At 74.5% G+C, this 12,469-nt stretch carries 12 protein-coding genes; 8 read left to right on the top strand and 4 right to left on the bottom strand.

Annotated features, from left to right (window positions below):
- The first annotated feature begins 78 nt into the window (after positions 1-78).
- The 4 genes from NX801_RS21815 to fabF all read left to right on the top strand — a co-directional run bounded on the left by NX801_RS21815 (position 79) and on the right by fabF (position 3,941).
- Positions 79-1,071: an ACP S-malonyltransferase gene (locus tag NX801_RS21815; protein WP_258789509.1), complete on the top strand. Its 993-nt coding sequence runs from the start codon at positions 79-81 to the stop codon at positions 1,069-1,071.
- 16 nt (positions 1,072-1,087) lie between these two features.
- A complete protein-coding gene (locus NX801_RS21810; RefSeq protein ID WP_258789508.1) occupies positions 1,088-2,089 on the top strand; it encodes a ketoacyl-ACP synthase III in 1,002 nt (333 codons plus the stop codon).
- Positions 2,090-2,206: 117 nt separating this feature from the next.
- On the top strand, positions 2,207-2,455 hold the full coding sequence (locus tag NX801_RS21805; RefSeq protein WP_258789506.1) for an acyl carrier protein: 249 nt from the start codon (positions 2,207-2,209) through the stop codon (positions 2,453-2,455).
- A 223-nt stretch (positions 2,456-2,678) separates the two neighbouring features.
- Positions 2,679-3,941 carry a beta-ketoacyl-ACP synthase II gene (gene fabF, locus NX801_RS21800; protein WP_258789505.1) on the top strand — a complete coding sequence of 421 codons (1,263 nt, stop codon included), beginning with the start codon at positions 2,679-2,681 and terminating at the stop codon, positions 3,939-3,941.
- 317 nt (positions 3,942-4,258) lie between these two features.
- Here fabF and NX801_RS21795 read toward each other — a convergent pair whose 3' ends face one another.
- Entirely contained in the window at positions 4,259-4,753 is a 495-nt protein-coding gene (locus NX801_RS21795; RefSeq protein ID WP_258789503.1) for a DUF3145 domain-containing protein, read from the bottom strand.
- Positions 4,754-5,046: 293 nt separating this feature from the next.
- Between NX801_RS21795 and NX801_RS21790 the strand changes: the two genes are divergently transcribed.
- The 3 genes from NX801_RS21790 to NX801_RS21780 all read left to right on the top strand — a co-directional run bounded on the left by NX801_RS21790 (position 5,047) and on the right by NX801_RS21780 (position 8,143).
- Positions 5,047-5,994, top strand: a complete 948-nt coding sequence (locus NX801_RS21790; RefSeq protein ID WP_428986196.1) for an SGNH/GDSL hydrolase family protein — start codon at positions 5,047-5,049, stop codon at positions 5,992-5,994.
- Between the two features lie 281 nt (positions 5,995-6,275).
- A complete protein-coding gene (locus NX801_RS21785) occupies positions 6,276-7,664 on the top strand; it encodes a pyroglutamyl peptidase (RefSeq protein WP_428986195.1) in 1,389 nt (462 codons plus the stop codon).
- Positions 7,665-7,840: 176 nt separating this feature from the next.
- A complete protein-coding gene (locus NX801_RS21780) occupies positions 7,841-8,143 on the top strand; it encodes a hypothetical protein (RefSeq protein WP_258789500.1) in 303 nt (100 codons plus the stop codon).
- A gap of 37 nt (positions 8,144-8,180) precedes the next feature.
- Here the strand turns inward: NX801_RS21780 and NX801_RS21775 are convergent, their stop codons facing one another.
- Complete coding sequence (locus NX801_RS21775; RefSeq protein ID WP_258789499.1) at positions 8,181-9,032, bottom strand: EI24 domain-containing protein; 852 nt, start codon at positions 9,030-9,032, stop codon at positions 8,181-8,183.
- 144 nt (positions 9,033-9,176) lie between these two features.
- Between NX801_RS21775 and NX801_RS21770 the strand changes: the two genes are divergently transcribed.
- Positions 9,177-10,406 carry a serine hydrolase domain-containing protein gene (locus tag NX801_RS21770; RefSeq protein ID WP_258789498.1) on the top strand — a complete coding sequence of 410 codons (1,230 nt, stop codon included), beginning with the start codon at positions 9,177-9,179 and terminating at the stop codon, positions 10,404-10,406.
- Between the two features lie 355 nt (positions 10,407-10,761).
- Here NX801_RS21770 and NX801_RS21765 read toward each other — a convergent pair whose 3' ends face one another.
- Positions 10,762-11,193 (bottom strand): organic hydroperoxide resistance protein, encoded by a 432-nt coding sequence (locus NX801_RS21765; RefSeq protein ID WP_258789497.1) that lies wholly within the window; start codon positions 11,191-11,193, stop codon positions 10,762-10,764.
- A gap of 168 nt (positions 11,194-11,361) precedes the next feature.
- A complete protein-coding gene (locus NX801_RS21760; RefSeq protein ID WP_258789559.1) occupies positions 11,362-12,393 on the bottom strand; it encodes an NADP-dependent oxidoreductase in 1,032 nt (343 codons plus the stop codon).
- Positions 12,394-12,469: the final 76 nt, after the last annotated feature.

Below are 12,469 nucleotides of genomic sequence, written 5' to 3'. Positions count from 1 at the left end.
ACATCAACAATTCCCCCGGCGGTTCTTCGTCCCTGTCCTCACGGGCGTCCCGAGCCGTCCACAAGAGAGAGTGTGAGGGTGCTCGTACTCGTCGCTCCCGGCCAAGGCGCTCAGACGCCCGGCTTCCTGACCCCCTGGCTCGACCTTCCCGGCGCCGCCGAGCGCGTCGCCGCCTGGTCCGAGGCCATCGGTCTCGACCTCGCCCACTACGGCACACACGCGGACGCCGACGCCATCCGTGACACGGCGGTGGCCCAGCCGCTGCTGGTCGCGGCCGGACTGCTCGCCGCGTCCGCGCTCGGAGACGTCACCCCCGGCGCGGTGGCCGGTCACAGCGTCGGCGAGTTCACCGCCGCCGCGTTCGCCGGCGTCCTGGACGACACCGCCGCCCTCCGGCTCGTACGGGCCCGGGGCCTGGCGATGGCCGAGGCCGCCGCCGTCACCGGCACCGGGATGTCGGCGCTGCTCGGCGGCGACCCCGAGGTGACCGTCCCGCACCTGGAGAAGCTCGGTCTGACCGCCGCCAATGTGAACGGCGCCGGACAGATCGTCGCGGCCGGGACCCTGGAGCAGCTCGCCGCGCTGGCGGACGACAAGCCCGAGGGCGTGCGCCGGGTGGTGCCGCTGAAGGTGGCCGGGGCGTTCCACACCCACCACATGGCGCCCGCCGTCGACGCGCTCCGCCGGGCCGCCGACGGCCTGGCGCCGGCCGATCCGGCCGTGCCGTACGTCTCCAACAAGGACGGCGCCGTCGTCACCTCGGGCGCCGAGGTCGTCGCCCGGCTGGTGGGCCAGGTGGCCAGCCCGGTCCGCTGGGACCTGTGCATGGAAACGTTCCAGCGGCTCGGCGCGACCGCGCTGGTGGAGGTGTGCCCCGGCGGCACCCTGACCGGCATCGCCAAGCGCGCCCTGCCGGGTGTGCGCACGGTCGCCCTGAAGACCCCCGACGACCTGGACGCGGCCCGCGCCCTGATCGCCGAGACCGCCGCGTCCGCCGCCGGGACCGCCTCGTCCGCCGCCGATGCCGCCGGCACCGCCCCGTCCGCCGCCGACGCGGCCGGCGCCCGCTGACAAGGAGCCGCAGCGCATGTCGAAGATCAAGCCCAGCCAGGGTGCCCCGTACGCCCGCATCATGGGCGTCGGCGGCTACCGCCCCACCCGGGTCGTGCCCAATGACGTGATCCTGGAGAAGATCGACTCCTCCGACGAGTGGATCCGCACCCGCTCCGGGATCGCCACCCGGCACTGGGCCTCCCCGGAGGAGACCGTCACGGCCATGTCGGTCGAGGCGGCGGGCAAGGCCATCGCGGACGCCGGGATCACCCCGGCGCACATCGGCGCGGTCGTCGTCTCCACCGTCTCGCACTTCAAGCAGACCCCGGCCGTCGCCACCGAGATCGCGGACAAGCTGGGCGCCGGCAAGCCGGCCGCGTTCGACATCTCGGCGGGCTGCGCGGGCTTCGGCTACGGACTGACGCTCGCCAAGGGCATGGTCGTGGAGGGCTCCGCCGAGTATGTGCTGGTCATCGGCGTGGAGCGGCTGAGCGACCTCACCGACCTGGAGGACCGGGCCACCGCCTTCCTCTTCGGTGACGGCGCCGGCGCGGTCGTCGTGGGCCCCGCCGAGGAGCCGGCCATCGGCCCGACCGTCTGGGGCTCCGAGGGCGACAAGTCCGAGACCATCAAGCAGACCGTGCCGTGGACCGACTACCGGGACGGCACCGTCGAGAAGTTCCCCGCCATCACCCAGGAGGGCCAGGCGGTGTTCCGCTGGGCCGTCTTCGAGATGGCGAAGGTCGCCCAGCAGGCCCTGGACGCCGCCGGCGTCGACGTGGCCGACCTGGACGTCTTCATCCCGCACCAGGCGAACATGCGGATCATCGACTCGATGGTGAAGACGCTGAAGCTCCCCGAGCACGTCACGGTCGCCCGGGACGTGGAGACCACCGGCAACACCTCGGCCGCCTCGATTCCGCTCGCCATGGAGCGGCTGCTGGCGACCGGTCAGGCGAAGAGCGGTGACACCGCGCTCGTCATCGGCTTCGGGGCGGGTCTCGCGTACGCCGCCACGGTCGTTACCCTCCCCTAGTGCGCCGTACGGTCCCACCGGACGGACGCCACCTCATCCTCTGAGCGGGGCCGCGGGCACTGTCCCCGGCACCGCCTCCGAGAAACACCTTTCGAGAAACACACGAAGGAGCGCCACATGGCCGCCACGCAGGAAGAAATCGTCGCGGGTCTCGCGGAGATCGTGAACGAGATCGCCGGTATCCCGGTCGAGGACGTCCAGCTGGACAAGTCCTTCACCGACGACCTGGACGTCGACTCGCTCTCCATGGTCGAGGTCGTCGTCGCCGCCGAGGAGCGCTTCGACGTCAAGATCCCCGACGAGGACGTCAAGAACCTCAAGACCGTCGGCGACGCCGTCGACTACATCGCCAAGCACCAGGGCTGAGCCGGCGCGCGCCGGACCTGGTGCGAACCACCAGGTCCGCGTGCGGATCGCCAGGTCCGCGGACGGATCACCGGTCCGCGTGCGGCCCCGGGACCGTGACCGGACCACCAGGTCCGCGTACGGGACACCGGGTCCGCGTGCGGCCCCCGGGTTCCGGCCGGGATCGCCGCCCGGCGGTGGCGCCGCAGTCCGTATACCTCATACACGTGGAGAAAGAATTCCTGTGAACTCGACCAATCGCACCGTGGTCGTCACCGGTATCGGAGCGACCACACCGCTGGGCGGCGACGCCGCCACGACCTGGGAGGGTCTGCTGGCGGGCCGCTCGGGCGCCAGGCGCCTGGAGGACGAGCGCTTCGCCGAGCTGCCCGTGCGGATCGCGGCCACGGCGGCCGTGGACCCGCTCGACGTGCTGCCCCGGCCGCTCGCCCGCAAGCTGGACCGCTCGGCGCAGTTCGCCGTGATCGCGGCCCGTGAGGCGTGGGCGGACGCGGGTTACTCCGGTCCGGCCGGTGAGGACGAGGCCGTCGCCCCGGAGCGCCTCGGTTCGGTCATCGCCTCCGGCATCGGCGGTGTGATCACCCTGCTCGACCAGTACGACGTGCTCAAGGAGAAGGGCGCCCGCCGCGTCTCCCCGCACACCGTGCCCATGCTCATGCCCAACAGCCCCTCCGCCAACGTCGGCCTGGAGGTCAACGCGCGGGCGGGCGTGCACACCCCGGTCTCGGCCTGCGCCTCCGGCGCCGAGGCGATCGGCTACGCGGTCGAGATGATCCGTACCGGCCGCGCCGACGTGGTGGTGGCCGGCGGCACCGAGGCGGCGATCCACCCGCTGCCGGTGGTGGCGTTCGCCAACATGATGGCGATGTCCAAGAACAACGACGAGCCCGAGAAGGCGTCGCGCCCGTACGACAAGGGCCGGGACGGCTTCGTGCTGGGCGAGGGCGCCGGTGTCGTGGTGCTGGAGTCGGCCGAGCACGCCGCCGCGCGGGGCGCCCGGGTCTACTGCGAGGTGCTGGGCCAGGGCCTGTCGGCCGACAGCCACCACATCGCGCAGCCCGAGCCGACCGGCCGGGGCATCGCCGCCGCGCTCCAGAACCTGCTGGACTCCACGGACCTCAAGCCGTCCGAGGTGGCCCACCTCAACGCCCACGCCACGTCCACCCCGCAGGGTGATGTCGCCGAGGTGAAGGCGCTGCGCAAGGTGCTCGGGGACGACCTGGACCATGTGGCGATCTCCGCCACCAAGTCGATGACGGGTCATCTGCTGGGCGGCGCGGGCGGTGTCGAGACCGTGGCCACGGTCCTGGCGCTGCACCACCGTACGGCCCCGCCGACCATCAACGTCACCGAGCTGGACGAGGAGGTCGACGCGGACGTGGTCCGCGACGAGCCGCGCGCGCTGCCCGAGGGCACGATCGCCGCGATCAACAACTCGTTCGGCTTCGGCGGCCACAACGTGGTGCTGGCCTTCCGCACCGTCTGAGGCACCCGAGCGGTCGGGAACCCGCCGGTCCGGTCCCTCCGGGCCCGCCGTACGGCCGCGGCCGGTCACCCTCCCGGTGGCCGGCCGCCGCGCTTCTCCGGCGGCGGCTGCTCCGTGGCCTCTTTCCGGCCGTTTCGCCGTCGTACGGGTACGGGCCCGCCTCCGCACCGGGAGGCGGGCCCGTACGCGTACCGCGGGACGGTCGGCCGGCGGCGGGACGGCCGGACGACGGATGACCGGACGACGGACGACCGGACAAACGGGTGACCGATGACCGGACGACCGGATGTTCGGGCGACCGGATGACCTGGTGACGATCAGACGACCTGGTGCAGCCAGCGGACCGGGGCGCCCTCGCCCGCGTACCGGAAGGGCTCCAGTTCGTCGTCCCAGGGCTTGCCCAGCAGGGTGGCGACCTCGGTGGCCAGATCGGTCTCGCCGCGCGCGGACCGGGCCAGCGCGGCACGCAGCCGGTCCTCGGGAATCAGGATGTCGCCGTGGATCCCGGTGACGGCGTGATAGATGCCGAGCGCGGGGGTGGCGCTGTACCGCTCGCCCTCGGCGGCGGCGGACGGCTCGGCGGTGACCTCGAAGCGGAGCATCTCCCAGCCCCGGAGCGCGGAGGCCAGTTTGGAGGCGGTGCCCGACTGCGCCTGCCAGGAGAACTCGGCTCTCCAGGTGCCCGGCGAGGCCGGTTGCCTGATCCAGTCCAGCTGGACCCGCACCCCGAGCACTCCCGCCACCGCCCATTCGACGTGCGGGCACAGCGCGCGCGGGGCTGAGTGTACGTACAGGACTCCACGTGTCGTCACCGGACCTCCAGTGTGGGACGAGGTTCGCCTTGTCCAGCGGCCTCAGTAAACAGCATCGGGAGTGAAACTCCACAAAAGGGACAGCATGTGACGTGATGTAATTTACCGGAGCCGACCGGCGCGGGCGCCTCTGGTTCGACGGGGAAAAGCTACCGTGCGCACGGGTGCTTGGGATGACGTACGGTCTGCCCGGGTGACCTCGACACCAAGCTTTCACCCGCGAGGACGCCTTGACCGTCACGATTCCGGGAAAGAGTCACCCCTTGCCTCGCCTCCGCGACCTTCCCACCCGCATATGCCGCCGCCCGGGCCCCGTCCCGGGCCGGGTCCGGACCCGGTTCCGGGCCACCGCCGTCCGCCCGGCGGTGGCCGCGCTGCTCTGCGGAACGGTGCTCGCGGGGTGCGCCGGGCCACCCGAACGGGGGCCGGAGCGGGACCGGTCGGCGTCCTCCGCCCCGTCCCCGGTCCCCGATCCGCTCTGGGACCGCAGCCCGTCCTCGCTCGCCGCCGTGGGTGACTCGATCACCCGGGGTTACGACGCCTGCGGGCTGCTGGCGGACTGCCCGGAGGTCTCCTGGGCCACCGGCAGCGACCCGGCGGTGGACAGCCTGGCGGTACGGCTCCTCGGCGCGAAGGGCGCGGCCGCGCGCAGCTGGAACCTGGCCCGGTCGGGGGCGCGGATGGCGGAGCTGCCCGCCCAGATGGAGCGGGCAGCGGCCCGGAAGCCGGCGCTGGTGACGGTCATGGCGGGCGCCAACGACGCCTGCCGGAGCAGTACGGCGGCGATGACCCCGGTGGCGGAGTTCCGGACCGGGTTCGCGGAGGCGCTGCGACGGCTGCGGGCGACGGCGCCGACCGCCCAGGTGTACGTGGCGAGCGTGCCGGACCTGAAGCGGCTGTGGTCCGAGGGCCGGGAGAATCCGGTCGGCAAGCAGGTCTGGAAGCTGGGCCTGTGCGCCTCCATGCTGGGCGACGCCGACGACCTGGGCCCCGCCGCCGAGCGCCGGCGGGCCCTGGTGGACGCGCGGGTGCGGGCGTACAACGCGGCGCTGCGGGAGGTCTGCGCGGCGGACGAGCGGTGCCGGTACGACGACGGGGCGGTGTTCGCCTACCGGTTCACCGGCGAGCAGCTGAGCCCCTGGGACTGGTTCCATCCCGGGCGGGACGGCCAGGGCCGGCTGGCGGCGCTCGCCCACCGGATCGTGACGGACGCCAGGCCGGCCCCGCCGGGTCGGCGCTGAGCGGTCCCGCCGGGCGGGACGGGAAGCTCCGGGGCAGTGGTCAGGTACCGCCCCGGAGCGGCTGATGAGGGCCGGGGCGCCGGTCGGCCGGCTCCGGCCGCCGGCCCGCTCCCTCCGCACGTTACCCGATGAACGGCTGGTACTCATAAGGCAGTTCGGGGCGCTCCGGAGTGGGCCGGGGACGGCGATCCGGTGGCGGTGGACGGCGGCATGGTGGCGGCCGGGGGGCCGCGCCGGAATACTGCGGGCACCCGACGGAAGGATCACCTCCTGTGTCACCCATGCCACGGATACCTCGCCCGTCTCACCCGACTCGCACGTCCCGGACGCCCCGGGCGCGTCTCGGCGTGTTCATCGGCTCTCTCGCCGCCCTGACCGCCCTGGGCGCCGCGCCGCCGGGAGCCGCCGCCGTACCGTCCGGTGCCGGTGGGCCCGTCGCCGTACCGTCCGGTGCCGGCGGGCCCGTCGCCTCCGGTCCCGCCGCGTCCGGCGCCCGGGAGGCCGGTGCCGGTGTCACCGCGCCCACCGTGGAGGAGGCCCGGCTCGACCGGGCTGCGCCCCAGGAGATCCTGCGGCGCGGCGGCTTCGACTCGGCCGGGCCCGGGCTCGCCGCCGCGCTGGCCGGGGCGCGGTCGTACGCCGCCGCCGAGCGGGCCGTCACCCGTCAGGGATCCGCGCTCTGGCGCCGGGCCGTGGACCGGGTGCAGGGGCGGGGGCCCGCGGCCCGCGCGGGCGACCTCAGCCGGGACGACGACCGGCCGCTCTACTGGGCCCGGCTGGCGATGACCCGGGAACTGCGTGCCTGGCAGCCCCGGTTCGCCCTCTCCGACCCGGACCGGGCCCGGCTGCTCGACCGGCTCGAGGTCACCTCCCGGGGCCAAAACACCGTCCGCTACCCGGCCGGCCGGGGCGTGAAGCGGGTGCTGCTGACCGGCTTCGACCCGTTCACGCTCGACCGTGACGTCCGGATCAGCAATCCCTCGGGCGCCGCCGCGCTGGCGCTGGACGGCACCCTGATCCGGACCGCCGACGGGGGCCGGGCCCGGGTGGAGACCGTCGTCTTCCCGGTGCGCTGGCAGGACTTCGCGGACGGCACGGTGGAGCGCACGCTCCGCCCGCACCTGCCGCAGGTGGACCTGTTCACCACGGTGAGCCAGGGCCGGGTGGGCCGCTTCGACGTGGAGCGCACCAACGGCGCCTGGCGGGGCGGCTTCGGGGACAACCTGAACGTCTCCGAGACCGGCCTCGTGCCGGTGACGGACCCGGGCTCGCAGCCGCAGTGGACGCGTACCACCCTGCCGTCCGCCCGGATCACGGCGGCGGACACCGGCCCCTTCCCGGTGTACGACAACACCACGGTGACCGAGATCCCGGCGGGCGGTACGGCTCCGGTGACCCGGCCGGACGGGCCCACGCCCGGCTCGGCGGCCCGGGCGGGCGGCGGCGGGGACTACCTCTCCAACGAGATCGCCTACCGCGCCACCCTGCTGCGGGACCGGCTGGGTCTGACCGGGCTGCCGGGCGGCCATCTGCACACCCCGGTGCTCCAGTTCGGCCCCGGGAACACCGATCCCGGCGGCGCGGTGACCGACCCGTCCTTCCTCCGGGACCGCGCGGCGATCACCGCCCAGGTGCGGTCCGTCGTCGCGGTGGCGGCGGCCCGCCGCTGAAGCCCGCGCCCGCCCCGCGAGCCGTACGGGGCGGGCGCGGGGAACCCGTACAGGGACGGGGTCCGGGGGCCCGTACAGGGGGCGGGGCCCCCGGAACGGACGCGTCCGGAGTGTCCCGTACGGCCCGGCCTCGTTCACGCGGTGTCGGAACCCCGTCACACACGACTGGAGCCCCCATGTCTCCGCACCGCATGACCCGCCGCCGGCGGATCGCCGTCGCCGCGATGGCCGCCGCCGGTCTGCTGGCCCTCTCCGCCACCGAGGCGAGCGCCGCCCCGGCATCCGCTCCCCTGTCCGTCACCGACGACCCGCTGGGCGCGGCCGTCGACCCGCTGGGCACGGCCGCCGGCGTCCTGTACACCTTCGGCGAGCCGGTGGGCCAGGTCGTCGGCACGGCGGCCCTGCTGCTCTGGTCGACCATCAGCCAGGCCTCGGAGGACGCCAGCGCGACGGCCACCGCCGCACCCGCCACCCCCTAGCCGGCCGTACGGGCGGGGCGAGGGCCGGAGCCCCCGGTCAGCGGGGCAGATCCTCGCCCCACCCCGGCCCGGGCGCCGGAGTCGTACCCGCCCCGGGCGCCCCGGACCCGGTGTCCGGGGTCTTCCCTGGTCCGGCGTCCGCCGGGTCCGCGCCCGCCCGGTCCAGGTCGCGGACGAGCAGGGTGGCACCCGCCACCGCGCCCGGCATCAGGAAGACAGCGACGAACGGCACCAGGAAGGCCAGGGCCAGCGGGACGCCGAAGCCCAGCGCCAGCATCCGCCGGCTCCGCAGCAGGGCGAGCCGCTCCTTGAACTCCACGTCCCGGCGCTGGAGCGCCACCGCCGTCAGCTCCTCGGCCAGGAAGAAGCCGGAGACGCAGAAGCCGAGCACCGGCACCACGGTCTGCCCGACCACCGGCAGAAAACCGAGCGCGAAGAGCAGCACCCCGTAGAGCGCCACCCGCAGCAGCACCCGGACGCTGTCCCGGGCCGAGACCCACAGCTCCCGCCAGAGCGGCAGCCCCGACTCGGGCACCGCGCCGCCCTCGCTCCGGTCGACCGCCTCGGAGAGTGACTCGTAGAAGGGCTGGCCGATCAGCAGGGTGACGGCGGTGAAGGTGACGACCGCCAGGAACAGGCCGAGGACGAAGAGCAGGGCGGTGAGGAAGCCCCGGAAGGCGCCCAGCCAGGGCGAGGACCAGTCGTCGGCGAACGGCGTCGCCCAGCCGGCCAGGTCGTCCGCCCCGTACGCCAGCCCCACCAGGGCGCCCGCGTACAGCACCAGGGTGATCAGCCCGGGCAGCAGCCCGATCCCCAGCTGACGGCCGTGCCGGCCCACCCACCGCTGGCCCTTCAGCAGATACCCGAACCCCGCCCCGAAATCGCGCATGGGGGCACCTTATCGGCCGTGTACACGGCAAAGGCGGTCCCGGCCGACCGCGTCCGTCGGCTCCGGTCCGGGGAATATCCCCGGTCCGCCGCCGTGCTGGACTGATCACTACAAGATCATCCATGCGACGGGGAGAGTGCGGTCATGGCGGAACAGCGGACGGCCGGGACGGCGGGCGCGGCCGGGGCAGTCGGGGCGACTGAGGCAGTGGGCGCGGCGGGGGACGGGCGGCGGCGGGTGCGGGGCACCGTGGCCGCGGGCTTCGAGGCGGTACGGGAGGAGTTCGCCGCCGTGGTGCGGGAGGAGCGCCCGGACTACGCGGGCCAGCTCGCCGCGTATGTCCGGGGCCGGAAGGTGGTCGATCTGTGGGCGGGCCCGGCGACCGGCCCCGACACGCTGTTCGCCGTCTACTCCTCCACCAAGGGCGCCGCCCATCTGGCCGTGGCGCTGCTGGTCCAGGAACGGGCGCTGGAGCTGGACCGCCCGGTGGCCGGCTACTGGCCCGAGTTCGCGGCGCGCGGCAAGGGTGCGATCACCCTGCGGCAGTTGCTGGCCCACCAGGCCGGAGTGGTGGGCGTGGACGGCGGGTTCACGCCCGCGGAGCTGGCCGATGACCGGGCGGTCGCCGCGCGGCTGGCGGACCAGCGACCGTTCTGGCGGCCGGGCGCCGGCTTCGGTTACCACGCCTTCGTGATCGGTGCCCTCACCGGCGAGGTGGTGTTCCGGGTGACAGGCCGGACGCTCCAGGAGGTGTACGAGGAGCGGATCCGGGCCCCGTACGGCCTCGACTTCTTCCTGGGGCTGCCCGAGGAGCACGAGCCGCGCTACCGGTCGGTGCTGCCGATGGAGCCGACCCCGGAGCAGCGGGCCGAGCTGGCGGCGGTCCCGGACGGTCCGGCGACCCTGGCCGCGATCACCTACAACCGGAACGCGGTACCGCCCACCGACATCGAGGCACTGCTCAACTCCCGTGCGGTGCGCGCCCGGGGCTCGGCCTCGTTCGGCGGGGTGGCCTCGGCGCGCGGGCTCGCCGGGCTGTACGCGGCGGCGACCGGGGTGCTCGGCGACCGGGAGGCGCTGCTGCGACCGGAGACGGCCGCCGAGTTCGCGCAGCCGCACTCGATCGGTCCGGACCTGGTCCACGGCGAGCAGGACGTGTTCGCGCTCGGCTTCCGGAGCAGCTCGCACGACTACCCCTGGCTGGGCGCCGGCTCGTTCGGGCACGGCGGCGCGGCGGGGTCGCAGGCGCTGGCCGACCCCCGGGCGGGGCTGGCGTACGGCTACACCCGCCGCCGGTACGCCTACCCGGGCGGCGCGGCGCCGGAGAACGAGCGGCTGCTGCGGGCGGTGCACTCGGCGGCGCTCGCGGGCTGACCCCGCCTGCCCGGCGGCCTGAGGGCCTCGCGAGGAAGGCGGGGAGGGCGCACCGGGCGCCCGGAGGGCGCAGGCGCCCGGTGCGCACGACGGGCCGAGGGGCCGCACCCCGGAGTACGGGATGCGGCCCCTCGGCCGTATGTGGCGGAGGCCGGTCGGTGCCGGAGGCCCGGGTGCGGCCTTCGGCCCTGCGTGCCGGGGACCGGAGGACCGGTCGTACCGGGCGCCGGGCGGTCGTACGGGCCGGGCGCCGGGCCGACCGGGCACACGACAGGCGTGCGGCCCGGTCAACCGGGCGGCGGTCAGGCCGTACGTGGCACGTGCCGGGCGTGCGACCCGGCCGGCCGGGCGGCGGTCAGGCCGTCGGGGCGGCCAGCTCGACCGTGATGTTCCCCCGGGTCGCCCGGGAGTACGGGCAGACCTGGTGGGCCTTCTCGATCAGCTCCCGGGCGGTGGCGGGGTCGACGTTCGGGAGCTTGGCGGAGATGCGGACGAGGAGGCCGAAGCCCTCGTCGTTCTTGCCTATCCCGACCTCGGCGGTGACCGTCGAGCCGGTGATGTCGGCGTTCTCCTGGCGGGCGACCACGGCGAGCGCGCCCTGGAAGCAGGCGCTGTAGCCGGCCGCGAAGAGCTGCTCGGGGTTGGTCCCGGCACCGGAACCGCCCATCTCCTTCGGCGGGTTGACGACGACATCGAGCCTGCCGTCGTCCGTGGCGACCCGGCCGTCCCGGCCGTTCTCGGCGGTGGCGACGGCGGTGTAGAGGACATCGGACTGCTGGATGGACATGGAGTGCTGCCTCCTCGGTGGCGCCGCGACTCGCGCCCGTGATCGCGGCGGACTGGGGCGAGCCTAGCGGCGCCCCGCCCGCCGGCCCACCCCCTGCTCCGGTCCGCAGGCCGCTCCGGCACCTCACACTCCGGTCCGCCGGCCGCCCGGTCACCCGTTGACCGCCGGTTACTCGCCGGCCGCGCCGTCGAGCGAGACGAGCATCTTTCCGGTGTTGTCGCCGCGCAGCAGGCCGAGGAAGGCGTCCACGCCGCGCTCCACGCCCTCCACCACGGTCTCCTGGTACTTCAGCTCGCCGGACCGCAGCCAGCCGGACACCTCGCGGACGAACTCCGGCCGGAGCGCGTTGTGGTCGGCGACCAGCATGCCCTGGAGCCGCAGCCGCTTGCCGATGACCAGCGCCAGATTGCGCGGGGCGGGGGTCGGCTCGGTGGCGTTGTACTGGGCGATCATGCCGCAGATGGTGGCGCGGCCATGGACGTTGAAGGAGGAGATCGCGGCCTCCAGGTGGTCGCCGCCGACGTTGTCGAAGTAGACGTCGATGCCGTCCGGCGCCGCCTCCTTCAGCTGCTCGGCGACCGGGCCCTTCTTGTAGTTGAAGGCGGCGTCGAAGCCGTACTCCTCGGTGAGCAGCCGGACCTTCTCGTCGGAGCCCGCCGAGCCGATGACCCGGGAGGCGCCCCGGAGCCGGGCCATCTGGCCGACCTGGCTGCCGACCGCGCCGGCCGCGCCGGAGACGAAGACGGCGTCGCCCTCCTTGAAGGAGGCGACCTCGAAGAGCCCGGCGTAGGCGGTGAGCCCCGGCATCCCGAGGACGCCGAGGTACGTGGTGAGCGGGGCGACCGACGAGTCCACCTTGGCGGCATGGGCGGCCTCCACCTCGGCGTACTCCCGCCAGCCGAGCCGGTGCAGCACCTCGTCACCGACGGCGAAGCCCTCGGCGTTGGAGGCGACCACCTCACCGACCGCGCCGCCGTCCATGGGCCGGTCGAGCTCGAACGGGGGAGCGTAGGACTTGACGTCGTTCATCCGGCCGCGCATGTACGGGTCGACCGAGAAGTACCGGTTGCGGACGAGGATCCGGCCCTCGCCCGGCTCCGCCACCGGCACCTCGCGCAGGGCGAAGTCCTCGGGCTTCGGCCAGCCCTGCGGACGGGCGATCAGGTGCCACTCCCGGGCGGACTGGGGAAGAGCGGACATGGTGCGGGCCTCCTCGGCGTAGGAACGGGCGTCCGGCAGCTCCCGGGGTACCCGCGGCACACCGGACACATGCGTC

The organism is Streptomyces pyxinae (assembly GCF_024756275.1).
GTDB lineage: Bacteria > Actinomycetota > Actinomycetes > Streptomycetales > Streptomycetaceae > Streptomyces > Streptomyces pyxinae.
This window is presented reverse-complemented; position numbering and strand designations above follow the sequence as displayed.

Bases quoted from the DNA above. Each gene is read 5' to 3' on its own strand.
- NX801_RS21765 (WP_258789497.1), bottom strand. From the start codon at position 11,193: ATGTCCATCCAGCAGTCCGATGTCCTCTACACCGCCGTCGCCACCGCC.
- NX801_RS21775 (WP_258789499.1), bottom strand. From the start codon at position 9,032: ATGCGCGATTTCGGGGCGGGGTTCGGGTATCTGCTGAAGGGCCAGCGG.
- NX801_RS21805 (WP_258789506.1), top strand. From the start codon at position 2,207: ATGGCCGCCACGCAGGAAGAAATCGTCGCGGGTCTCGCGGAGATCGTG.
- NX801_RS21780 (WP_258789500.1), top strand. From the start codon at position 7,841: ATGTCTCCGCACCGCATGACCCGCCGCCGGCGGATCGCCGTCGCCGCG.
- NX801_RS21810 (WP_258789508.1), top strand. From the start codon at position 1,088: ATGTCGAAGATCAAGCCCAGCCAGGGTGCCCCGTACGCCCGCATCATG.
- NX801_RS21760 (WP_258789559.1), bottom strand. From the start codon at position 12,393: ATGTCCGCTCTTCCCCAGTCCGCCCGGGAGTGGCACCTGATCGCCCGT.
- NX801_RS21785 (WP_428986195.1), top strand. From the start codon at position 6,276: ATGCCACGGATACCTCGCCCGTCTCACCCGACTCGCACGTCCCGGACG.
- NX801_RS21770 (WP_258789498.1), top strand. From the start codon at position 9,177: ATGGCGGAACAGCGGACGGCCGGGACGGCGGGCGCGGCCGGGGCAGTC.